This window comes from Bacillus sp. GS3m_15504 (assembly GCF_055825275.1).
Genome location: NZ_JBVVNL010000001.1, coordinates 1701449 through 1725651 on the forward strand (window position 1 = coordinate 1701449; position 24203 = coordinate 1725651).

The 24203-nt window shown below is 34.5% G+C and carries 24 protein-coding genes and 2 pseudogenes; 16 read left to right on the forward strand and 10 right to left on the reverse strand.

The genetic code is table 11. From position 1 onward, the window contains the following. Positions 1-33: 33 nt before the first annotated feature. The 3 genes and pseudogenes from AC0L0O_RS08890 to ansR form a co-directional block, all read right to left on the reverse strand. Positions 34-167: pseudogene (locus AC0L0O_RS08890) on the reverse strand (IS3 family transposase); the annotation flags it as partial. A gap of 76 nt (positions 168-243) precedes the next feature. Continuing rightward, a pseudogene (locus tag AC0L0O_RS08895) lies at positions 244-456 on the reverse strand (DUF1304 domain-containing protein); the annotation flags it as partial. Positions 457-522: 66 nt separating this feature from the next. Beyond that, positions 523-900: an HTH-type transcriptional regulator AnsR gene (ansR, locus tag AC0L0O_RS08900; protein ID WP_000893558.1), complete on the reverse strand. Its 378-nt coding sequence runs from the start codon at positions 898-900 to the stop codon at positions 523-525. A 184-nt stretch (positions 901-1084) separates the two neighbouring features. Between ansR and ansA the strand changes: the two genes are divergently transcribed. Then, positions 1085-2089, forward strand: coding sequence for an asparaginase (gene ansA, locus AC0L0O_RS08905; RefSeq protein ID WP_000722311.1), 1005 nt, complete (start codon positions 1085-1087; stop codon positions 2087-2089). 53 nt (positions 2090-2142) lie between these two features. Next, positions 2143-3573 carry an aspartate ammonia-lyase gene (aspA, locus tag AC0L0O_RS08910; protein ID WP_411500836.1) on the forward strand — a complete coding sequence of 477 codons (1431 nt, stop codon included), beginning with the start codon at positions 2143-2145 and terminating at the stop codon, positions 3571-3573. A 111-nt stretch (positions 3574-3684) separates the two neighbouring features. Here the strand turns inward: aspA and AC0L0O_RS08915 are convergent, their stop codons facing one another. After that, entirely contained in the window at positions 3685-4539 is an 855-nt protein-coding gene (locus AC0L0O_RS08915; protein ID WP_473785730.1) for a manganese catalase family protein, read from the reverse strand. A gap of 230 nt (positions 4540-4769) precedes the next feature. Further along, on the reverse strand, positions 4770-5903 hold the full coding sequence (locus AC0L0O_RS08920) for a zinc-dependent alcohol dehydrogenase (protein ID WP_000649079.1): 1134 nt from the start codon (positions 5901-5903) through the stop codon (positions 4770-4772). Positions 5904-6149: 246 nt separating this feature from the next. Here AC0L0O_RS08920 and sasP point away from each other — a divergent pair, with 246 nt between their 5' ends. Together sasP and AC0L0O_RS08930 are read left to right on the forward strand one after the other, a co-directional pair. Continuing rightward, positions 6150-6362, forward strand: a complete 213-nt coding sequence (sasP, locus tag AC0L0O_RS08925; RefSeq protein ID WP_001284598.1) for a small acid-soluble spore protein, SasP family — start codon at positions 6150-6152, stop codon at positions 6360-6362. Between the two features lie 293 nt (positions 6363-6655). After that, complete coding sequence (locus tag AC0L0O_RS08930) at positions 6656-7171, forward strand: DUF3231 family protein (RefSeq protein WP_000512128.1); 516 nt, start codon at positions 6656-6658, stop codon at positions 7169-7171. Between the two features lie 35 nt (positions 7172-7206). Here AC0L0O_RS08930 and AC0L0O_RS08935 read toward each other — a convergent pair whose 3' ends face one another. Then, a complete protein-coding gene (locus tag AC0L0O_RS08935) occupies positions 7207-7683 on the reverse strand; it encodes a YndM family protein (RefSeq protein ID WP_139871332.1) in 477 nt (158 codons plus the stop codon). Positions 7684-7957: 274 nt separating this feature from the next. Here AC0L0O_RS08935 and AC0L0O_RS08940 point away from each other — a divergent pair, with 274 nt between their 5' ends. From AC0L0O_RS08940 to AC0L0O_RS08950, 3 genes are all read left to right on the forward strand, one after another. Further along, entirely contained in the window at positions 7958-8170 is a 213-nt protein-coding gene (locus AC0L0O_RS08940) for an alpha/beta-type small acid-soluble spore protein (RefSeq protein ID WP_000069660.1), read from the forward strand. Positions 8171-8365: 195 nt separating this feature from the next. Beyond that, complete coding sequence (locus AC0L0O_RS08945) at positions 8366-8518, forward strand: hypothetical protein (protein ID WP_000872957.1); 153 nt, start codon at positions 8366-8368, stop codon at positions 8516-8518. A 14-nt stretch (positions 8519-8532) separates the two neighbouring features. Beyond that, complete coding sequence (locus AC0L0O_RS08950; RefSeq protein WP_000128215.1) at positions 8533-9876, forward strand: amino acid permease; 1344 nt, start codon at positions 8533-8535, stop codon at positions 9874-9876. Between the two features lie 52 nt (positions 9877-9928). Here the strand turns inward: AC0L0O_RS08950 and AC0L0O_RS08955 are convergent, their stop codons facing one another. Further along, positions 9929-10555, reverse strand: a complete 627-nt coding sequence (locus AC0L0O_RS08955) for a LysE family transporter (RefSeq protein ID WP_000510847.1) — start codon at positions 10553-10555, stop codon at positions 9929-9931. A gap of 91 nt (positions 10556-10646) precedes the next feature. Continuing rightward, on the reverse strand, positions 10647-11405 hold the full coding sequence (locus AC0L0O_RS08960) for a YqcI/YcgG family protein (RefSeq protein ID WP_000154290.1): 759 nt from the start codon (positions 11403-11405) through the stop codon (positions 10647-10649). 518 nt (positions 11406-11923) lie between these two features. Here AC0L0O_RS08960 and cotF point away from each other — a divergent pair. The 3 genes from cotF to AC0L0O_RS08975 all read left to right on the forward strand — a co-directional run bounded on the left by cotF (position 11924) and on the right by AC0L0O_RS08975 (position 14078). Further along, on the forward strand, positions 11924-12406 hold the full coding sequence (gene cotF / locus AC0L0O_RS08965) for a spore coat protein CotF (RefSeq protein ID WP_000121381.1): 483 nt from the start codon (positions 11924-11926) through the stop codon (positions 12404-12406). 342 nt (positions 12407-12748) lie between these two features. Further along, positions 12749-13255, forward strand: a complete 507-nt coding sequence (locus tag AC0L0O_RS08970) for a DUF2243 domain-containing protein (RefSeq protein ID WP_000234947.1) — start codon at positions 12749-12751, stop codon at positions 13253-13255. Further along, the gene (locus AC0L0O_RS08975; protein ID WP_001063495.1) at positions 13245-14078 is read left to right on the forward strand and encodes a cytochrome c oxidase assembly protein; all 834 of its coding nucleotides are present in this window, start codon (positions 13245-13247) and stop codon (positions 14076-14078) included. Before AC0L0O_RS08970 ends, AC0L0O_RS08975 begins: the two co-directional genes overlap by 11 nt. Positions 14079-14353: 275 nt before the next feature. Here the strand turns inward: AC0L0O_RS08975 and AC0L0O_RS08980 are convergent, their stop codons facing one another. Beyond that, on the reverse strand, positions 14354-15211 hold the full coding sequence (locus tag AC0L0O_RS08980; RefSeq protein WP_473785731.1) for an MBL fold metallo-hydrolase: 858 nt from the start codon (positions 15209-15211) through the stop codon (positions 14354-14356). A 491-nt stretch (positions 15212-15702) separates the two neighbouring features. Here AC0L0O_RS08980 and ppsA point away from each other — a divergent pair, with 491 nt between their 5' ends. Beyond that, positions 15703-18309: a phosphoenolpyruvate synthase gene (ppsA, locus tag AC0L0O_RS08985; RefSeq protein ID WP_473785732.1), complete on the forward strand. Its 2607-nt coding sequence runs from the start codon at positions 15703-15705 to the stop codon at positions 18307-18309. A gap of 56 nt (positions 18310-18365) precedes the next feature. On the opposite strand, the gene AC0L0O_RS08990 is transcribed toward ppsA, so the two are convergent. Further along, positions 18366-18983 (reverse strand): TetR/AcrR family transcriptional regulator, encoded by a 618-nt coding sequence (locus tag AC0L0O_RS08990; RefSeq protein WP_001246196.1) that lies wholly within the window; start codon positions 18981-18983, stop codon positions 18366-18368. A gap of 171 nt (positions 18984-19154) precedes the next feature. Between AC0L0O_RS08990 and AC0L0O_RS08995 the strand changes: the two genes are divergently transcribed. The 5 genes from AC0L0O_RS08995 (at position 19155) to AC0L0O_RS09015 (ending at position 23927) form a co-directional block, all read left to right on the forward strand. Then, a complete protein-coding gene (locus AC0L0O_RS08995) occupies positions 19155-20336 on the forward strand; it encodes a YhgE/Pip domain-containing protein (RefSeq protein WP_473785733.1) in 1182 nt (393 codons plus the stop codon). A 160-nt stretch (positions 20337-20496) separates the two neighbouring features. Continuing rightward, a complete protein-coding gene (locus tag AC0L0O_RS09000) occupies positions 20497-20931 on the forward strand; it encodes a ferritin-like domain-containing protein (protein ID WP_000287402.1) in 435 nt (144 codons plus the stop codon). A gap of 160 nt (positions 20932-21091) precedes the next feature. After that, the gene (locus AC0L0O_RS09005) at positions 21092-21604 is read left to right on the forward strand and encodes a GNAT family N-acetyltransferase (protein ID WP_000442619.1); all 513 of its coding nucleotides are present in this window, start codon (positions 21092-21094) and stop codon (positions 21602-21604) included. Positions 21605-21607: 3 nt separating this feature from the next. After that, positions 21608-22486 carry an aminoglycoside phosphotransferase family protein gene (locus AC0L0O_RS09010; RefSeq protein WP_473785734.1) on the forward strand — a complete coding sequence of 293 codons (879 nt, stop codon included), beginning with the start codon at positions 21608-21610 and terminating at the stop codon, positions 22484-22486. Between the two features lie 112 nt (positions 22487-22598). After that, positions 22599-23927, forward strand: a complete 1329-nt coding sequence (locus AC0L0O_RS09015) for a YjiH family protein (RefSeq protein ID WP_042511086.1) — start codon at positions 22599-22601, stop codon at positions 23925-23927. The last annotated feature ends 276 nt before the right edge of the window (positions 23928-24203 follow it).

Consider the following 24203-nt stretch of genomic DNA (forward strand, 5'->3'; position numbering starts at 1 on the left):
GTCAGTTTATGAAGTAGCCTCTGGGGAATGAGCCTAGTACAATATTGGGTTCATTCCCTTTGATTCTTCCTTGATTCTTTCATGATTATAGTACTTTATATATTTTGCTAATTCTTGTTTGAAATCTGTTATACTTCCAAATTCTTTCGATACAGAAATAGACATACAAAAATGCCGTACTTTCCTATGAATCTACAGAAAGAATAGCTGCTTTTTCAAAAATGAGTTCTTTTATGAAAAGCTTTAGTTCAATATGACAGATAAAAGGGCAAGTAACGCTAAATTAGAAGGAAGTCCTTGTTTCACAATAATTGATTTATTGGATGTGAAACCTCCGAAAATAGCTGCTACCACCACACAAATGATGAAAAATAATTGAATCATATAACCAATGGGATTGTTTCCAAGTATAAGAACCCCAATGAGGCCAGCTGCTAAGAATCCATTATATAAACCGTTTACAAATTAATTGTCTAAGTATTTCTAAGTTTAAAGAGTACAGTGTCTTCGTTTTTTATTGAATCAACTTTTACATGTCGGTTCAATATTTTCTATTCTCTTGGAACTTAGTTCTCGTTTACTTCTCACAAAAGCAATAAAATCAATTATCTCTTCTGTTGACAGTGCTTCTCCATCTATTAAAAGTGTTGAATCTGGATCGTTTAGGAGTCTTGTAATATCAATTACATCTTTGTTTTGATGTGAATGTTCAATTCGACCTAATATATAATCTACAGACGTATCAAATAAATCGGCTATTTTTGATAAAGATTGTAATGAAGGTAATCTATAACCATTTTCATACCCGGCATAGGTGCTTTTCGCAATCCCAAGTCGATCTGCTGTCTCTTGTAAGGACCACTTTTGATTTTTTCTTAATTCAGATAAACGTTCCAGCATTCGTCTCATACCCCATCTAATTTTATTAAATTAATTATAACATAGAAAAAGAATCAAGAATAGAAAAAAAGTACGCGTATTGAATACAAATTCTTGATTAATTCAAATTAAGTTCTATAATGATAAATATAAATACGCATTACGCGAACGATATATCATTGTTTATTTTATGGAGGGGTTGTGTATGAAGAAAATTTTATTACTTGCAACTGGTGGGACAATTGCATCTGTGGAGGGGAATGAAGGGCTTGTTCCAGGATTGTCCGCTGAGGAATTATTGAATTATTTTTCGAGGTCGTCTCGAAACTTAGAAATAGATTGCAAAATCTTACTGAATATTGATAGTACCAATATGCAACCTGAGCATTGGAAAGAAATAGCTAATGCTGTTTTTAATCACTATGATGACTATGACGGGTTTGTGATTACACATGGAACGGATACGTTAGCTTATACATCTTCTGCGTTATCTTATATGCTTCAAGGTTTAAGAAAACCAGTTGTTTTAACAGGCTCACAGGTGCCTATTAGTTTTAAAAAGACAGACGCAAAGAAAAATGTAGCTGATGCTCTTAGATTTGCCTGTGAGGATGTTGGCGGTGTGTTTATTGTTTTTGATAGTAGGGTGATTATTGGGACGAGAGCAGTTAAAATGCGAACAAAAAGTTATGATGCATTTGAAAGTGTGAATTCTCCATATGTTGCTGAGGTAAATGAAGATGAAGTGAAATATCATTGGAAGCCAACTTCCTCACATAATGAACTTTCAATAAATACTAATTTATGTACGGATGTTTTTCTTATGAAATTGCATCCAGGTACAAAGCCAGAGATATTTGATTGTTTAAAAGATTTGTATAAAGGGATTATTATTGAAAGTTTTGGAAACGGTGGATTACCTTTTGAAGGAAGGAACTTGCTTTCGAAAATTCAAGAGTTGACTGAAATGGGGATTGCTGTAGTGATTACTACTCAATGCCTGGAAGAAGGAGAAGACATACTTCTCTATGAAGTAGGACGGAAAGTGGCGCAACATCAAGTAATATTGTCTGGAGATATGAATACGGAAGCCATCATAGCAAAATTGATGTGGGCGCTTGGAAAAACTAATAAATTAGAAGAGATTAAAAAAATTATTGAAGAGCCTTTAGCTTACGATTTAACAATAAAGTCTGATAAGGATTGGTAATGACTTCATATGATTTATTTAGGTTTTACATTTAATATGGGAGAGAAATTAAAATGTCAATGACAAACAAGAACATGCGAGTGGAGAAGGATTTTTTGGGAGCAAAGGAATTACCTATTAAGGCATATTACGGAATTCAAACTTTACGCGCTGTTGAAAATTTCCCGATTACAGGGTACAAAATTCATGAAAGTTTAATTAGGGCGTTCGCAGTTGTAAAAAAAGCAGCAGCGCTTGCGAATACAGATGTAGGAAGATTGGAATTGAACAAGGGCGGCGCGATCGCAGAAGCTGCTCAAGAAATTCTGGATGGAAAATGGCATGATCATTTCATCGTAGATCCAATCCAAGGCGGAGCAGGTACTTCAATGAACATGAATGCAAATGAAGTCATTGCCAATCGTGCGCTTGAATTATTAGGGATGGAAAAGGGAGACTATCATTATATTAGTCCAAATAGTCATGTAAACATGGCACAATCAACAAACGATGCATTCCCAACGGCGATTCATATCGCAACATTAAACGCATTAGAAGGTTTATTACAAACGATGGGTTATATGCACGATGTATTTGAATTAAAAGCAGAACAGTTCGATCATGTGATTAAAATGGGTCGTACACATTTACAAGACGCTGTACCAATTCGTCTTGGACAAGAATTTAAAGCGTACTCTCGTGTACTTGAACGTGATATGAAACGAATTCAGCAATCACGTCAACATTTATATGAAGTAAATATGGGGGCAACTGCAGTTGGTACAGGCTTAAATGCAGATCCAGAATACATTGAAGCAGTTGTAAAACATTTAGCTACAATTAGTGAACTACCACTTGTTGGTGCAGAAGATTTAGTAGATGCGACGCAAAATACGGATGCTTATACTGAAGTATCTGCAGCACTTAAAGTATGTATGATGAATATGTCTAAAATTGCGAATGACCTTCGCTTAATGGCATCAGGTCCACGTGTTGGCTTAGCGGAAATTATGCTACCTGCTCGTCAACCAGGTTCTTCTATTATGCCAGGGAAAGTAAACCCTGTTATGCCAGAAGTAATTAATCAAATTGCATTCCAAGTAATTGGTAACGACCATACAATTTGTCTTGCTTCAGAAGCAGGTCAATTAGAATTAAACGTGATGGAACCAGTACTTGTTTTCAACTTACTACAATCAATTAGCATTATGAATAACGGTTTCCGTGCCTTTACAGATAATTGCTTAAAAGGAATTGAAGCGAATGAAGATCGCTTAAAAGAGTATGTTGAGAAGAGTGTAGGAATTATTACAGCCGTGAACCCTCATATCGGTTATGAAGCAGCAGCTCGCGTTGCGAAAGAAGCAATCGCGACAGGGCAATCCGTTCGAGAACTTTGTGTGAAAAATGGTGTATTGTCACAAGAAGATTTAGAGTTAATTCTAGATCCATTTGAAATGACACACCCAGGGATTGCAGGAGCAACTCTTTTAAAGAAAAATTAAAAGAAGAGGGGGACAAGCTCCTCCTCTTTTTTACAATATAGGGATGTTATAAGTATACAGTGGCGTTTAATGGTTCATAGAAACAAAATTAAGAGGAGCAGAAATATGATCTTAAAAATCCATATCTTTTAATCCGGGACTATGCTCATTTGGCATTTCAGGAAGCTCTGGTACAGGAAAACCTTTTGGCGGGTCAGTTACTGTTAATGTTCCTTTGTTTCTACTTGGTGATTCACCTTGGAATATTTCTCCCATTCTTGTTGGATCTAAACTGAAATTAAATTGTGCGTTATGGAATCCCATGTCTACATACTTTTTGCACTCTGGGTATTTATTAATATCATAGTTCGGCACAGGGAAGAGTTTGCCCCATTCAACCCCAAGTGTCTCTAAAGCTTTTGCAAAAGCATTTTGATGTGCATTATCATGTACAATTAAAAATGCAAGTGTTTCTCTAAAGGTTTGATTAGAACTCATTTCATAAATTCTAGTTTTTTGAAGTACACCTGTAGATTCAAGTACGACATTATCTAGTAAATCGCTAATTAAGTTTCCATGACTATATACCCAAGATCCATTCCATGGGTTACCAGCTGCATCAACAGGTAATGAACTTTGAGCCCCTACAATAAAGTGATGAGGATTTGCATGTTTAACCGCTTCGTCAAGTGGTGCTGTGTCAATACCAGCATTTCCAGGCGTAGGTTCACTAGATCCAGTTAATAGTTGATTAATTGTATGTTGTACAAGTTCTACATGGCTTATTTCCTCTAAAAAAACACCTCGAAGTAAATCACGATATTGTTTCTCTTTACCTCTAAAATTTGAGCTTTGGAAAAAGTATTGCATCATTGTACGCATTTCACCATAATGCCCACCTAATATTTCTTGTAAAACTTTTGCAGCAGCTGGATCTGGTTTGTCCGGCTTAATCATATTAATTATTTCCTCTTTATAATAAAACATGAAGTACACCTCTTTTAAGTTAGTTAACATTGTTATCGTGTCCGCTAATTGGTTGCTTAATACTTAAATTCATTTTTTTACCAATTAATTACTATCTCGAAATACAAAGTTTTGAAAATAACTATTTTCGATGTGAGATGAAAATGGGGGAGATACTTAGTGTTTTAATAAAAAAGATAAGATTACGAAATGTAATCTTATCTTTTCATTAAGAATAATGAATTATCTTTTCAAGGCTTTAAAATGACTTTTATACAATCATCTTCACGATTATTAAAAATTTGATAACCGTAGCTTGCTTCTTCAAGGGGGATTTTGTGTGTAATAATCTCTTTTGGATCGAATTCTTTGTTCGTTATTTTCTTAAATAATTCCGGCATAAAATGAATGACAGGTGCTTGTCCCATTTTCAGATTAATATTTCTAACCCAAAATGCACCGAGTGGAAAGGCATTATAATTACCGCCATAAACACCAGTCATTTGAACTGTTCCATATTTTCTTACAGCTTTCGTAGCGATTTGAATAGGACCGAGGGTACCGCCTTGTAATTTTAATTTTTGTTCCAGAAATTCTAGTGGAGATTTTTTCCCATCCATGCCCACGCAATCAATAACTACATCCGCACCGCCATGCGTAATTTCCTTTAAATGTTCTCCCATATCAGGAAATTTTGTAAACTCAAATACCTCAACATTGTTAATCTTTTTTGCATAATGTATTCGATAATCTAAGTAATCGACTGCGATTACTCGTTTAGCACCTTGCATCCAAGCGAATTTTTGTGTCATTAATCCAACAGGTCCACAACCAAGGACGATAACAGTATCACCTCGTTTAACACCTGCATTTATTACACTCCAATAAGCTGTTGGCAAAACATCAGATAAAAAGAGTAGGGATTCATCTTCAAGTTCGCATGACTCTGGTATAACAAATGGAGTGAAATTTCCGAAAGGAACTTTTAAATATTCAGCTTGTCCGCCTGGATGGTTACCAAATTTCTCTGTATAACCAAAGTACCCGCCAGAATCGTAATGAGGGTTCGAGTTATCACATTGACTTTCCATTTCGTGTTGGCAATAGAAACAATGTCCACAAGCAACGTTAAAGGGGATCACAACACGGTCGCCTTTTTTCACTTTAGTGACATCTGGCCCTACTTCTTCAACAATACCCATTGGTTCATGACCAATAATATATCCTTGTGGTAAAGGCATGTTCCCTTGATATAAATGTAAATCAGAACCGCAAATAGCAGTTGAAGTAATTTTTACAATAATATCATCTTTTTTCTCTAATTTTGCATCATCCACTTGTTTAACCTGTACTTGGTTTGGCCCTTGATAGGTTACGGCTTTCATCTCATATCTCCTTAGGAATCATTTTTCATAATTTATATGTATCTCTTTACAAAATAGAAACCTTTAGTAAAGAGGAATCTATACATAGTGTTGTTATGAAAGTATGTTATAGCAACTCTTCTTTCTTATGTCTTTTTCCCTATTTTAAGAAGAAACCCAATATTTATACACAATCCGATTGCCATAAAAAGGATAATTATTATTTCATAATTTGTAGCATATTAAAAACATCGGAGGTGAAACGATATGGCAAACAAGAACAGTGGAAGTCGTAATGAATTGTTAGTGCGAGGCGCTGAACAAGCTCTTGATCAAATGAAATATGAAATTGCACAAGAGTTTGGTGTACAACTTGGTGCAGATACAACAGCTCGTTCAAACGGATCTGTTGGTGGTGAAATTACAAAACGTTTAGTAGCAATGGCTGAACAACAACTTGGTGGTAGAGCTAATCGCTAAGTGAATTCGTATAAAATATAGCGAATATGTAAATCAATTTCTTTTGTATATGTACAAAAAACAAACCTTTATAGTAAATGAATTCTCACTCAAAGATTATTGATAATCTTCTTTCATAATCTTTGGGTATTTTATTTGTAAATTACTTTCCTAAACAATAAACACGCAGTGTTGGAAAGGTGTTTTCCATGCATAGTAGAAAAGCTTTTGCAGGAAAAAGCATACTTAAAAATTTGATTTTAATATTAAAATCAATATTTATTATGATATTTTCGAAAGGGAGGAATTTAAAAATGGGTATATTAAGTGGAAATCCTCAAAATGAACCGTTACATTACGGAGAAGTATTTGATATTTGGAGTTATCTTCTAGCTGCACAAGGTGCAATCGCAAGTCATCAAGTATTTATGAATCATACAGGTGATGAAGACTTGAAGAAGTTTTTAGAAAGCTTAATTGAAAATGATATGAATTCGGAGATAGAAGAATTAAAGGCGCTTTTAAAAGTTAATGGGGTCGCTTTACCGCCTGCTCCGCCAGAACGACCAGTAGCATCTATTGAAGATATTCCTCCAGGAGCGCGTATTAATGATGTGGAAATTGCAGCAGCTGTTTCTACAGGATTAGCAGCTGGACTTGTGACATGTAGCCAGGTAATGGGAAAATGCCTTCGAGAAGATGTAGGCATGCTATTCGGACAATTTCATATGAAAAAAGCGCAGGCAGGTGTAACTTTGCTACGTTTAAGTAAGAAAAAAGGATGGGTAGTTCCACCTCCATTACATGTAAGAAATTCAGATCAAGCTTAATAAACAAAAATAAAAAAGTGGCGTTGGCCACTTTTTTATTTTTTAGATGTATCCTCAAGCTTGGATTTATTTATTGTGGAAGAATCTATATATTCATCTGACATTTCCATAACATATTTATCATGATGAATATGATTACGATGTTTTAATTCATTGTCGTTACGCAGTACTAGCCTCTTCATATAAATATGGAAGAAAATTTCTGTTCCACCAATAATTAAAGCGGCTATAAATGAAGAAAGTCCAATGTTACGAGTAACATCTAAATCAGTAAACAAGGATGTTAGTAACCAAATTCCAAAGAAGCTTAAGCCTAAATCTGCTATTGTAGCAATCATATTTCCGTATTTAGGTAAAATGAAGAGATCTCCGATTAAATAGGCAGCTCCTGTAAGGAAAAGAGAAATTAGTAATACTCTAGGAATTGAAATGCCTTTAAAGATACTAAGTATGATTAGTAATACAGCAGTTATCGCTGTGTATTTAATTAATAAAGCAACAAAATGTTTCATCATTTTCCTCCATTGTTCAAAAGTATATGGAATAAAATATTTCATTAAAAACGGGTTATGCTGTTAAATAGCTTAACCCGTTTTATGTTGTAATGGAGGCCTATTTATGATATCCCATGGCACGTAAGATGTATTTCGTTCTCCTATACATGATTATTTTTAGTTTAAAGAAGATCAACTATACCTTTGAATTCACGGTCGTAATTACCAATTAATTAGCTATATATTTTAGCATGTAATTTAACATATTAAAGAAAGAAGGAGGTGAATGAACATGTCAAACAATAACAGTGGAAGCAGCAATCAATTATTAGTACGTGGCGCTGAACAAGCTCTTGATCAAATGAAATATGAAATTGCTCAAGAATTTGGCGTACAACTTGGTGCAGATGCAACAGCTCGTGCAAACGGATCTGTTGGTGGTGAAATTACGAAACGTCTTGTATCATTAGCTGAGCAACAACTTGGCGGTGGCGTTACTCGTTAATTTTATATATGAAATGGATATAGAGGAGAGGCATGCCGTCTCTCCTTTCTCATACATTTTTTTAAACTTACAACTATAACTCAAATTTATTTGTTTAACTTTTAGACTCACAAGGTTTTAAATACATAATTAATTTTTGCGTAATAAAAGGATAAAAGATAAGAGATTATATTTGATGCGAAAGGGGCAGAAAAAATGAAATATGAAGCGTTATTTACAGTTGAGATTTCTGTAGGAAGTGAAAGAGTAGCAAACCATAAAATAAAGGCTCATAATGTCACTGATGTTATTGAAAAGCTTGCCGAGAAGTATTCAAGTGATCATGAGGGGCATTCTCAAAATGAATAAAGGAGAATAGTGATATGACCTGTCATGATGTTGAGAACGAAACGAAAGAAAAAAAAGATTTAAAATGGTGGCAACTCTCACTTATTGGGATTGGCTGTACAATAGGGACCGGTTTCTTTTTAGGATCCAGTATAGGAATTAAAATAGGTGGTTCGTCAATTATTCTTATTCTTATTTTAACTGGATTTACTACTTATATTGTATTTGAAGCATTGGCAAAAATGGCTGTAGAAGATCCGCAAAAAGGATCTTTTCGCATTTACTCAAAAAAAGCTTTTGGAAATTGGGCGGGTTTTAGTCATGGATGGACATACTGGTGTTCTGAACTGCTTATTATGGGCAGCCAGTTAAGTGCGTTAGGAATCTTTTCACGCTACTGGTTTCCTAAAATACCATTATGGATATTTGCTGCTATATACGGAGTAGCAGCTATATTAATTATTTTTATAGGGGTAAAGATATTTGAACGCCTAGAAAAATGGATGGCTATTATAAAAATTGCGGCTATTATAGGATTCATCGTAATTGCTATTTTAGTTATTTTAGGATTTATAAAGGGTGGTTTATATAAAGCACAAATTCCGCGGGATTTTAAAGACTGGTTCCCAAATGGATTAAAAGGCACTTGGTCCTCTCTAATTTATGCATTTTATGCATTTGGAGGAATCGAAATTATGGGGTTAATGACAATAAGACTGAAAGACCCTAAAGATGCACAAAAATCAGGAAGAGTAATGTTAATGATTTTAACGATTATTTACGTAGTTTCTTTAGGGTTGGCAATTATGATGGTTCCATTAAACCAGTTTAATACGAAAGAAAGCCCTTTTGTAATAGCATTACAAGACTATAATTTGCCGTATGTGCCATTTATTTTAAATGTAGTGTTAATTTTAGCGGGTTTTTCAACATTAGTTGGTTCATTATTTGCAGTGACAAGTGTACTCATGAACTTAGCTGAAGAAGGTGATGCACCTGCAATGTTTGCTAAAAAAAACAAAAAAAACATCTCTTTTCCAGCTCTAATTCTTATTATAATTGGACTTGGTGCTTCTATCCTTAGTGCTTTATTACTACCGAAAAATATATATGAATATGTAACAACTGCAGCTGGATTAATGTTGTTATATACATGGAGTCTCATTCTTCTTTCATTTTGGAGATTAATGAATCCAAAAGGTTGGATGCAGATAAAAAGCATTATTGGTCTTATAATGATTGCACTAGCTGTTAGTGGGACATTATTGCAAAAAACAACGCGTTTTGGTTTCCTAGTGAGCTTGTTGTTTTTAGGAATCGTTATTATTGTTACTATAATTGTTCATTTTGTCTCAAAGAAAAGGAATCCAGCTATATGAAGAATCTATTTTTATACAATATGAGTAGTATGTAACAACTAAATAATAGAAGCTATTGAAAAATGATTTGGTAAGTTTGAAAACCAAAATATAATCCATAAATAATAAGTGATATTCCAGATACTACCGTTATAAGAGACAATATACGAGCATTCAAAATTTTACGAAATATACTAGATGTACTCGCCATCGTAATATCCCAAATAAAAATACCTAAAATAATACCAAAGCTATATAACAAAAGCTGCTCTTTATTATAGGAAGAAGCGGCTTTTGCTAATATAGAGCCGAAAATTCCAAGCCAAAATAGAATTGTTAATGGATTCGATAAAGACATAAAAAAACCAGAAAAAAAGCTTTTAATAATTGAATCATCATTTCTAGTATTACTAATGCTAATTTGATTCGCATTTTTTAAACTTTCAATACCTGTATAGATTAAAACAAAAGCACCGAAAGACCATAAGAAAAGTTTTATAATATCTTTTTCGAGGAAATGAATTACCCCTAAATAAATAAGTGCCATGTAGATAACATCTGCAAGTAAGGCTCCTATACCAAGGATCCAAGCATGAAAAAACCCACTCCTAATACCTTTTTCTAGCTGCGCAGCATTTATAGGTCCCATTGGAGCAGATAATGATAAACCTAAGAAAACATAGCTTAAAAATATGCCCACGTATAATATGCTCCTCCCACTAAATTTGATCTATATTAAATCTATTCAGTGGTTAAAGTTTGTACAACTAAATAATAAAAAACGGAGTGGATTACTTATTTTTATGCAAGTATTTTATGATTCGAGAAAATGGACACTTGGATGGGATGGTTTCATCATCACGTAAAAAATATTGCTGCCATTCATAATTATCTTTTCCACCATAATCTTTGAGAGAGGGATGAATAGGAGCTTTGTCATAAGCGGCTAAACGTTGACGTATTAAGTTTTTTAGTTTCCTACTACGTTTCTCAGAATTCATAATCCCCTGTAAAACCCATCTAGGTGTTAAAGCAAGCATCATACATGAAAAATGTCTACTTTGTCTATTAACATGGGCAGGTGTAGCGCAGTAAACGAAATATGATTCATTATGAAAGCAAAATTCCCAAGTATTCTCCATAGGGTCATTTGGAATGTGTGTAGGCCATTCCATCTCGTCCAAACGACTAGTTGTATTAAGTAGAGACCAATACATATGTTCAAAATCTTCAACTGTAGTTTCTCGCAGTAAATCTATTGGTGTATGAATAAAAACAATAAGTGAGGCGTATTGACCTGTGTCTCTAGAACATTCAGTATATTCTTTAAGTAATGCAGCAAAATCCTCGCTAGTATTCGTATCTCTAGGATCACCAATGAACCCGTACCTGAGGTGATTGGCTGTAAAGCCGTGTTGAGCTGGTATACAAGGAAACAGTTTATCTTTATCTGTCATTTTTAATTTAAAAGAACGGAAAGCTTCTTGTTGCCAATTTGGAAGGGTAATAATATTTTTTTGTAAAGAGTCTTTATCATAAAGTATAGTCATCTTTTTATCCCTCCTAAGTCATAATATATAACCTATTAATTATTTAAGAATAGGTGACTAACACGGCTAGAATAATTATTTTTTAATCTATAAAAATAAAATGATTTAATGAAGAATCCCCTTCAATGTAGTTACTTTAATAGTTGATCTTTAATAACGTATAAATTTAAGTAGCTATAAAATTTGAAAAATATATAAGGAATATATAGGTACAATGTTCACATTTATATTTTCTAACTAATATGGTTTATAACGAAACAAGAAAGGATGTATAATGGTGGGGATTTTTAAGGAAGAAAAAATTAAATTTATAGATTGTAAAGGCGAGGAAGTCACTTTGAAAATCAAAATTAAGGATATAAAAAAGTAGGGAAGAGGAATTAAGGATACTTTATTGTGATTAACATAGAAGGATGAAAAGTAATGATGAATTAGATTGAAATGAATCCATGTAGTATAGGCCCTTTTTGATTTTTTTTGCATAATGTAGCATGAGTGAATATTAAGGGGGAACATACATGTCTTATCCTAATCAGTTAGCTTGGCATGAAACATTGGATTTACATGAATTAGTAGCATTCCAAGCGAACGGCTTAATCAAATTAAAAAAGTCAGTTAGAAATGTACCTGATCAAGCACTTCAATCGTTATATATTAAAGCTATAAATGTCATCCAAAACAATCTGCAAGAGTTAGTACAGTTTTATCCGTATGCTCCTGGATTTCAATCGCAGCAGCATCGTGATGACACTGGATTTTACGCTGGAGATTTACTTGGATTAGCAAAGACATCTGTTCGAAACTATGCAATAGCGATTACCGAAACTGCAACGCCGCGACTTAGAGAAGTTTTAACCCGTCAAATAAATGGAGCTATACAATTACATGCACAGGTTTTTAACTTTATGTATGAACGTGGTTACTATCCAGCTTATGATTTAAAGCAACTGTTAAAAAATGATGTTCAAAATGTGCAAAAGGCAATACAAATGCAATATTAAAATGGAGATTTGGAAATTATCATGAGAGAAAAACTATAGTTTATTTACAGAGAATCAAATAGTTCAAACTATATGGTAATTTCCATTGTTAATAAATTGATTAAATGCTAAAAATATAGATTCATTCTAAAATGTTAAAAAATTTATACTAGCGCTATTTTAGAATGGTGAACCCCTTCAAGTTTTTTTAGCGAGTTTTAATCAAATATTAAATATGCTTGAGAATAAGTATTTATATGATACATCTAATTGAATGTTATTTTCCTTTGACACTAAGTATGTTTAGCACGTTTTTCTTTTGGGAAAAATAAGAATATACATTAGTGGAAAGGATAGGATTTAATGGTTATCAAAACCGATAATACAAGCTATTTAACCTCTTCTGTTTATTTGACACGTAATCTATGGTCAGGTATCTTGTTTGGGCTAGGATTAGTAGCTTTTATAGATGAAACTATTTTTCATCAATTGCTGCATTGGCACCATTTCTATGATAAATCTACAACAGATATTGGACTCATTTCAGATGGTCTTTTTCATGCTTTTAGTTGGTTTGCAACGATTGGTTCCTTGTTTATGGTTGCTGATCTTCGTCGTAGAAATGCATTTTGGTTGAAAAGATGGTGGAGCGGATTAATGCTTGGTAGTGGTGGATTTCAATTATATGACGGTATATTTCAACATAAACTAATGAAAATACATCAGATTCGATACGTAGATAATGTTCTTATCTACGATGTAATATGGAATATAATTGCGACTGTAATGATCTTAATTGGCATTCTGCTAGTTTTTCAGACAAGAACTGATGAAAGATTATTGAGAGGTAAAAGCTTAAATGAACAATAACCATCTTCATCATGAAATATGGAATGCACTGGATATTTTACTATTCGTTTTCATTTTAATTATGTTAATCATTTATATAGTAGCCACGATTTTATCAAATCGCCATTATAAACGATGGCCGTTATATCGAAGTGTCTTCTGGGTTTTAGGACTTATTTGTGTGGTAATAGCAGTTGTTGGGCCCTTAGCTCATCGTGCTCATAATGACTTCACAGTGCATATGCTTGTGCATTTACTCCTTGGGATGCTTGCTCCAATTTTTATAGCATTAGCCGCTCCAATGACTCTTTTTTTACGAACGCTCAATGTGAAAGCAGCACGACGTCTTTCAAGGATACTAAAGAGTAGGCCTCTACAAATTCTTACTCGTCCAATTATCGCAACCTTGCTTAATTTAGGAGGACTATGGATTCTCTATACGACTAACTTATACTCGATGATGCACGAAAGTATACTTCTTCATTTGTTCATACATTTCCACGTTTTTATTGCAGGATATCTGTTTACCACATCAATGATTTATGTGGATTTAATATCCCATAGGTATAGCTATATGTACCGGTCAATTATTTTAATAATTGCATCAGCTGGTCATGGGATATTATCAAAATACATATATGCTCATCCGCCTGCTGGTGTAGTTACTGAACAAGCTGAAATGGGGGGCGTGCTGATGTATTATGGTGGGGATTTCGTTGATATTGTTCTTATTTTTATACTTTGTTTGCAATGGTCTAGGGGTAACAGACAGAGAACAAAAGTTAATAATGTAGTAAGGTCATGGGATGTATCGGATTTTTTGAAACTAAAAACTTTGAAATAAAATTTAGTTAAATCGTATTATGGATTAAGTATGGTATGAACAAAAAATTAAAAAAGTATGTTAAAAGTAAAAAGAGCAGTTATTTCTTATGACCGCTCTTTTTATGATAAGAAGTACAACCTGGGTAAGAAGCAGGCTACACTACAGGTTGTGTTTGTGGAATATCGAGTTTTATTCAACAAGGATAGTTCCATTCTTAAAATAGAGATGTTGCCTAAGGTTCTTTTTTTATATATTTTGACGTTTTGATTTTGTGATACATTTTAATTTTTTGTTTAATTTATCTTTTTATCTACATATTTTCCATAATCGGGTACAGCAATTTTATCAAATTCTTGAGCGAGTGTTTTAAGGCTTGTTGATAGTAATTCACCTGACATCGGTATCCCATGTCCAGTAATAGCGGCTAAAGGCTTTAACTTCTCTAGTTTAATAACTGATTCTTTAGCAGCTTTCCAGTCTGTTGTTAAATAACGAGGCGGACCGCTTATTTCCTGTTCCTGAGTAATTACCTTATATAGATATTCCTGCTTCACCGTAACAAAAGCGTCCCCAGCAATTAATGTTCGGTCTTTTTCTCGGAATAATGAAATATGCCCAGGAGTGTGTCCTGGTGTATGAATCCATCTGAAATCTGGCATATGGGGAACAGTTCCATCTGTAGGAAGTACTTTTATGCTATTTCCTAAATCAATCGGTTCGTTAGGGAACAGAGGGGACATTTTCGCTACCATACCACCTTCAACTGTTGGATCTGGCTTAGGATAGCTTTGTTGCCCAGTCAGGAAAGGTATTTCCATTTGATGGGCATAGACTGGAACATCCCAATACTTGATGAGTTCAATTATTCCCCCAACATGATCAAAATGCCCATGAGTTAAAATAATTGCTTTAGGGCGACTATTTGTACCAAATCGCGTCTCAGTGACAGAGATAATTTCATTTGCACATTTAGGCATTCCAGCATCAATTAAAACAAAATCATTGGTATGCGGATGTCCAACAAAACAGATGTTGACGATTTGAATTGTGTAAGAAAATAAATCAGGCAATACTTCGAGGCCATGACCACTTTCAATTGAAGTTGCCGGAATAAACTTATAATCACTTCCATAATTCATTTCATTGTCCAATTTTTCTCCCCCTTAATTTATTCCAATATGACATTATAGTTCCCTAATTTTGAAAATCCATTTTGAGGGATTTCAGAAAAGAATTAGTGGGGATTACAAAGAACAATAATTTAGTCCTAGAATTAAGGGGAAGACATTGCAATTTATATAAATTGCAAACAATAAATATGGATTGTAAAGTGGTAGTTTCTATTATTTTTTGGCGAGTTTATGACTTAATAAAAGTTTAATACGAATATTATATTGTGGAGTTATATAACAAATACATAACAAAGGTCGATAGAAAATCATTACATGTAATGACTGCTTTTTATAATAAAAGAATGTTTAAGTTTGGTGATGTAATGGAAGTGAATTAGAGGGGGAGAAATAAAAATAATTAACTCTTCCTAACTTAATTATACCACGTAAATAAAGTTCGAAATAGACTGTTTCTTCTCATGTACTACTGCTACAATCAAGAACACATGCATAGTAAGGAGAGATGTTACATGAGTTCTTTCGTTCTCGATTTTCAGGAAATAGAAAAAACGCAGCTTTCACTTGTTGGTGGAAAAGGTTTGAATTTAGGGGCGTTATCTAACGTGCAAGAGATACAAGTGCCAGAAGGTTTTTGTGTTACAACGGCAGGATATGAAAAGGCCATCGAGCAAAATGAAGGGCTTCAAGCTTTGTTGCAACAGCTAACAAAGTTGAAACGTGAAGAGCGAGTTCGAATTGGTGAAATCAGCAAGAAGATTAGAGAAGTCATTATGGCGGTACAAATCCCTTCTGATGTAGTGGAAGCAGTAGCTCATTATCTCTCACGCTTTGGAAATGAACATGCGTATGCCGTACGCTCTAGTGCGACGGCTGAAGATTTACCGTATGCCTCGTTTGCTGGTCAACAAGATACGTATTTAAATATTATCGGAGAAAACGCAATTTTACAGCATGTAAAAAAGTGCTGGGCTTCTTTATTTACAGAGCGAGCAGTCATGTACCGCATGCAAAATGGTTTTGAACATAATCAAGTTTCTATATGTGTTGTTGTTCAAAAAATGGTTTTCCCGCAGGCTTCAGGAATTTTATTTACCGCTGATCCGATTACTTCTAACCGGAAGGTGTTATCAATCGATGCCAGTTTTGGACTTGGCGAGGCATTAGTATCGGGACTCGTCTCTGCCGATAATTATAAAGTAAAAGAAGGCGAAATCATCGATAAGATGATTGCAACTAAAAAATTAGCTATTTATGCTTTAAAAGAGGGCGGAACTGAGACGAAACAGAATGATTCGGTTCAGCAAAAAATTCAAACACTATCTGACCAACAAATATTACAACTAGTACAGATTGGAAGGCAGATTGAAGCTTATTTTGGCTGTCCGCAAGATATTGAATGGTGTTTAGTCGATCACACATTTTATATTGTCCAAAGTCGTCCGATAACGACTTTATATCCAATTCCGGAAGAAAATGATGAGGGAAATCATGTGTATATATCAGTTGGTCATCAACAAATGATGACCGATGCGATGAAACCACTAGGGTTATCTTTTTTCTTGTTAACGACTAATGCTCCTATGCGTAAAGCGGGAGGCAGGCTGTTTGTAGATGCTACGCAACAATTAGCTTTACCTGCTAGCAGAGATTATTTAATAAACACTTTAGGGAAATCGGATCCACTTGTAAGAGATGCATTAACGACTATAATCGAGCGAGATAATTTTATTACATTATTACCGGATGAAGAAAAAGAAAAGAGTGCTAGTAAAAGTAAGCCACCAGTAAGTTCGCAACCAGAAATCGAAAATGATCCAGCAATCGTTACGGAATTAATAAGGAATAGTGAAGCATCACTTGAAGAGTTAAAACAAAATATGCAACTGAAATCAGGAGTGGATGTATTTGATTTTATTTTGGAAGACATCCAGCAATTAAAGAAAGTATTATTTAATCCGCAAAGTATAGCTGTCATCATGGCAGGTATGAATGCTTCAACATGGATTAATGAAAAAATGGAGCAGTGGCTAGGTGAAAAGAATGCAGCAGACACGCTTTCTCAATCGGTACAAAATAATATTACATCAGAAATGGGTTTAGCATTAATGGATGTTGCTGATGCAATTCGTCCGTATCCAGAAGTTATTACGTATTTACAACATGTAGAAGATGATAGCTTTTTAGATGAACTTGTTCAGTATAAAGGCGGAGAAAAAGCTCGAGATGCAATCGTTGCTTTTCTAAATAAATACGGAATGAGATGTAGCGGCGAAATCGACATTACGAAAACGCGCTGGAGTGAGAAGCCAACAACCATTATCCCAATGATATTAAATAATATAAGAGACTTTGAAGCGGGTGCTAGTAAGCAGAAGTTTGAAAAAGGACTGCAGGAAGCTTTGAATAAAGAAGAAGAGTTAGTAGATCGATTGCAGCACTTGCCGGATGGAAAACAAAAGATAGAAGAAACGAAGCGAATGATTCGTAATATTCGTAATTTTATTGGCTATCGTGAATATCCAAAATACGGCATGATTAATCGTTACTTCATATATAAGCAGGCGTTATTGAAAGAAGCTGAGCAACTTGTACAAAGCGGTGTCATTTGTGAGGTCGATGATATATACTATTTAACTTTTGAAGAACTTCATGAAGTTGTTCGCACGAATAAACTAGATTACGAGCTTATCCAAAAACAAAAAAATGATTATAAATTGTATGAAAAACTAACGCCTCCCCGCGTTATGACGTCTGATGGAGAAATCATTACAGGTAAATATAAACGAGAAAATCTCCCAGCTGACGCGATTGTAGGTCTGCCTGTTTCTTCCGGAGTAGTTGAGGGGAGAGCCCGTGTTATTTTAAACATGGAAGAAGCGAATTTAGAAGAGGGAGATATATTAGTTACTGCTTTTACTGATCCTGGCTGGACACCGTTGTTTGTTTCTATAAAAGGGTTAGTGACCGAAGTTGGTGGGCTCATGACACACGGGGCAGTGATTGCACGTGAATATGGATTACCAGCAGTTGTTGGAGTAGAGAATGCTACGAAACGAATCAAAGATGGGCAACGAATACGAGTACATGGAACAGAAGGGTATATTGAAGTGTTGTAATGAAGTAAAAGATCATCCGCTATAAATAGTGGATGATCTTTTTATTTTGCAATAACTCACTTCTTTAAGCCAGCTGCATAAAAAGGTCCATGAACTGCGATTGTTGATAAAATACGAGCAATTTCCTCAGGTGTTTCTTTTTGGCCACTATTTAACCATTGCTGAATGACACCAATATGAGCGGATGCCATATAAGACGTTAAGTATTGGCTTGGAACAAGTAAATTTTCCTTATTAATGAGAGCACCATTCGTATCTTCAAATAATGTTTTCCACATAAAGTCTTTCAACTTTGTTTGAAAAGATAAATCTCCTTTTGGGCTTAATACAGCTTTCATAAAATCACTATTTTCATTTAGAAATTCAAGAATAGAAGTGATAAGTAGAAACGGCATTGTTGGAGAAGGATTCGATCCGAGATCCGCAATCACTTCTGGGAATCTCTTTTTGGCAATGCTAGAAAACTCATACATAATGTCTTCTTGGCATTTTGTCATTAAATCAAATTTATCTTGATAGTGCGCATAGAAAGTACCGCGATTAATGTTTGCTTTCGTTGTAATATCTTTCACTGTAATGGCGTCAAAACCTTTTTCTTCAATTAATTCCACCAATGCATTTCGTATGGCAGTTTTCGTACGAACAACACGTAAATCTAAATTACTATTGCGCAAAGCATGTTCCTCCTTCATTTTAGCCAACACATTTTAAGAATGTGTCTTATAACCGACACATTCACGATTTTTGATTATTGTATAAGGTTCAACTCGAACATATAATTCAAAATATAAATAAACAACACGTTGTTGGTTATTATAAATCAAATGTAAGGAGGAGAAAAGAATATGTTTAAAAATAAACTTTTATTGTTATCACCAGTTATAGCCCTACTTGTAGTTTTTATTTTTTCATTAACATTATTTCCAACTGTTCAACCTCAGCCGAAAAACTTGCCAATTGCAATTGTAAATGAAGATCAAGGGGTAGAAATTCCGAATCAACCGAAGATGAACATGGGGCAAACGATTGTTGATAATATGAAAAAGACATCAAAATTAGAGGAAGAACCTGCGGTGAAGTGGGTAGAAGTGAAAAATAAAGAGGCAGTTCAAAAAGGCTTAAATAATCAAGAGTATTACGCAGCATTAGTCATTCCGAAAGACTTTAGTACAAAACAAGCATCATTACGAACACCACAGCCATCTTCGCCAGAGGTAGAAATATTCATCAATCAAGGAATGAATACAGCGGCATCAACTATGGCAGGGCAAATATTAAATAGTGTAGTTGATAATATGAACAACAATGTTCGTAAACAAATATTAGAAGGACTGAAAGCAAAAGGGGCTACTTTAACAACAGACCAAGCTGCGAAATTAGTAACACCTATTACAAAGAAAGTGACAAATGTAAATGAAATCGGCAAAAATAGTGCGAACGGTAATTCACCAATTTCTTTATTCCAACCATTATGGATTGCAAGTTTAGCGAGTGCAGCGATTATCTTTATTACGATAAGTAAAATGCCGATTCGTACAAGAAACGAAAACTTTGTATTAAAGCTAAAGCAAATTGTAACAGGCGCAATTGCCGCACTTGTTATTGGGTTCGGTCTTACATGGATTGCAGATGGAATGGTAGGACTAAATATTTCAAATTTCACTGATACGGCACTGTTTTTATCTATTACATCCTTTAGTTTCTTCTTAATGATATCGGCGGTACTTTCATTAGTTGGACTAAAAGGAATCGGTTTATTCGCTTTATTACTATTTTTCGGGGCACCGTTATTATCATTAGCACCTGAAATGTTGTCTCCATTTTATCAAGATTGGGTTTATTCATGGTTACCAATGCGATTTATGATTGAAGGACTTAGAGAAATATTCTTCTTTGGAAATGGATTAAGCTGGAGTACACCCCTTACTGTGCTTGTGTGGATTGGTGCGGTAAGTATGGTTATTATTTTAGTAACTGCTTTCAAACGTAGTGCAATAAAGGAAAATAAAACAGAATTAAACGCTTAGAAAAAAGAACGCTTCACTCGTAGTGAAGCGTTCTTTTTGTGGTGAAATGATTATTCGTCTATAGGGAGATGAAGAGTTCTTATTTGTGGTTCATTTTGTATACATGCTCCTACTATTTCAAATTGCATAAAGTGTTATGTGAAATAATGGAGGGGATATGATGTATAGTTCGAATTATTATGATTGGTATAGGCAAAATGATAAGCTGATTCGTGATATTGAGAAAGCAATTAACGGAGAGTTTAGTGCTATAAATTGTTACGCGAAATTAGCTAACATGGCTCCAAATACGGTAGAACGAAATCAAATTCTTGAAATTCGTAATGATGAAATAAAGCATTTTCATCAGTTTGTACAGATCTATACAAATTTAACTGGTCAGCAGCCAAAACCACAAATTACAGAAGAATGTTCGAATACGTACTTACAAGGATTAGAATTCGCCATACAAGATGAACAGAAGACAGTGGATTTTTATTTGGAAATTGCAGATGAGACATCAGATACACATTTGAAAGAGTTACTGCGTAGAATAGCTGCCGATGAACAAAATCATGCGGTGTGGTTTTTATATTACTTTGTGAAAACGAAGTGAGTGTTTAAGGAATTAAAACCGTTTCACTAGTAGTGAGACGGTTTTTTTTGAATACAAGCTGTAAAATAGATATCTTGAAAGTGTAGTGGTTCATTTTGGTATATAATGTATAAAACGAAAATTAGTAAAAGAAGTAAGGATATGAAAGGAGAACAGGAATATGGAGAGAACTACAATTAAAGAATATATAATTCGAACTGCTACGGAAGAGGAAAGCGATAGTATTATCACACTATTAAAAGAAGTAGCACAATGGCTACAACATAAAGAAGTGGACCAGTGGCAGTACCTTTTAGGAGGAGAGGCTACGGATGAAATACTAGAAGGTATAAGAGAGAAATATACATATGTGATTACGAAAGAAGATGAAATTATCGGTACAGTTACAGTATCTCCTAAACAAAATGAATGGGATGAACATATTTTTGGTAAAGAGGAAGTTTCTAATTCATTATATATTCATAGATTTGCGGTAAAACGGAAGTATAAAGGTAACGGAATAGGAGAATGGATTTTACAGTGGATAGAAGAGAATGTACAACATGACAAAGAGTTTTTGAAGTTGGATTGCGTTGGACATAATCGTACGTTGAATGATTTTTATAAGAAAAATGGTTTTGATTATGTTGGCAGTACAGATGGACTTAGTAAGTTTCAAAAGAAAAGGGGATAGTGAATGAATCAAATTGATACAGGTTTAGTTAAAAGGTTAATAAGTGAACAGTTTCCTGAATGGGCACATTTAGAGGTGAAACCTGTAAAGTTTAGTGGGCATGATAACAGGACATTTCAATTAGGTGATAAGATGAGTGTAAGATTGCCAAGTGATGCGGCATATGCACCGCAAGTAGAGAAAGAAAACAAGTGGTTACCTATATTAAGTAAGGAGCTTTCTTTACCGATTTCTACACCAATTGCGAAAGGAAATCCGTCTGAAGCGTATCCATGGCCTTGGTCTATTAATAAGTGGATAGAGGGAGAAACAGTTACGAAACAAAATGTTCGTGACTTAAGTGAATTTGCGGCACACTTAGGATCATTTTTAGTGGAATTGCAATCCATTGATGCGAGCAAAGGACCGATAGCTGGAGCGCATAATTTTTACCGAGGCGGGCTTATATCTGTATATGATGAAGAGGCGAGGGGGGCTATCGAAAATAATAAGGACGTTTTTGATGAAACAGTATTAAAGCATCTTTGGGATGTAGCACTTCAGTCAACATGGAGGCGCAAGCCAGTTTGGATTCATGGAGATGTTGCACCAGGGAACTTACTCGTTAAGGATGGAAAGCTTTGTGCCGTCATTGATTTTGGTATTTTAGGAGTAGGGGATCCGGCTTGTGATGCAGCGATGTCATGGACATTTTTTGATAAAAGTAGTAGAAAGATATTTAAAGAAGTGCTGCAAATAGATGAAGAAACGTGGAATAGAGCGAGAGGATGGGCACTTTGGAAGGCGTTAATTACGTATGATGCAAATAAGATTAGTAATAAGATAGTGGCAGAAGAATCGTATCGTGTCATTCAAGTAATTGTGAATGATTATGGGAGGTAATAGAAAAAGCCTATTTAAAATAGGCTTTTTCATATGATTAAATATTAGAAATCAAAAGGAGGAATCTGATATAATTATACAGAATTTTTAGATAAATAGGAGGTGTCGAATTTTGAGTGAAATTGAATTAAAAAGGAATGTAATTAAGACAGGGAGTGAGAAGAGGATTATTCTTCGGTTTATACTCGCTAGTCTCGTTGGGGTATTTATGTTTTTCGTACCAGTTACGATAAACGGTGCTTCGTCCATTATGATTGATCATATCGTATCATGGGTTCGGACTTCGGTTCCGAGCTTCGTACCTTATTACGCACTACTTGTTATGATAATGGGTGCGATTTATCCGTTTTATACGAAAAAATGGAATGTATCCCTCGTAGACATTTGTTTTTCTATTTTAAAAGTAACCGGCGTCGTTTTTGGCGTACTATATTGTTTGAAAGTAGGGCCAGCTTGGTTCTTTGCACCAGATGTAGGACCGTTTTTATATGAAAAATTAGTAATATCGGTAAGTTTACTCGTTCCAATTGGCTCGGCTTTTTTAGCTTTATTAGTCGGGTACGGATTACTAGAATTTATCGGTACGTTTTGTAGACCCATTATGAGACCATTATGGAAAACGCCGGGACGGTCAGCAATTGATGCGGTTGCTTCCTTCGTTGGAAGTTATTCCTTAGCCTTATTAATTACGAACCGTGTTTATAAAGAAGGAAAGTATACAACAAAAGAAGCAGCTATTATCGCTACAGGTTTTTCTACAGTATCCGCTACATTTATGATTATCATCGCAAAAACATTAGACATTATGCATTTATGGAATGTTTATTTTTGGACTACTCTCGTTGTAACATTCATCGTAACTGCTATCACCGTAAGAATCCCGCCACTTAGTAGAAAACCAGATACATATGTAACAGAAGAAGGATTCCCAGAGCCTGTTTATAAAGAGAAAATGCTAGAACGCGCTTGGGAAGATGCGTTAGAAGTATCAAAGTCTGCACCGGGTATTATGAAAAATATCGCGGTGAATTTAAAAGATGGATTTATTATGACAATGGGAATTTTACCATCTATTATGTCAGTAGGTTTAATTGGTATCGTCTTAGCGAAATTCACGCCAATATTTGATTGGATCAGCTATATTTTCTATCCTTTTACATGGGTTTTACAATTACCAGAAGCAGGCTTAGCTGCTAAAGCAGCATCCGTTGGTATTGCGGAAATGTTTTTACCATCATTGTTAGTTGTAAGTGCACCACTTGTGACAAAGTTTGTTATTGCGGTGGTTTCGGTATCATCTATATTGTTTTTCTCAGCTTCTATTCCTTGTATTTTATCGACAGATATTCCGTTAAAAGTATCGGAACTTATTATTCTTTACGTACAAAGAACGATTTTAACGTTACTTATTATTACGCCGATTGCTTATTTGTTACTTTAAAGTTTTAAAAAGATAAAGCTATAACAAAAGAAGCCTTCTGTAAAAGGAAGGCTTCTTTTGTTATTTTTATTAAGTAAATACCCTAAAACGAAAAAGGTTTATATTTTCAGGTGAAAACTTAAACCTTTTTGATGTTTTATTTGTTTTTTGTATATGACGTAATACTTCTTAAGAAAATTCCTAATCCTGCAAAAAAGAATCCTAAGCATAATAAGCTGCCTGGCGTTCCCCAAGTAATTTGATCTAGCATTTTTATATCCTCCCATTTCCCCATAT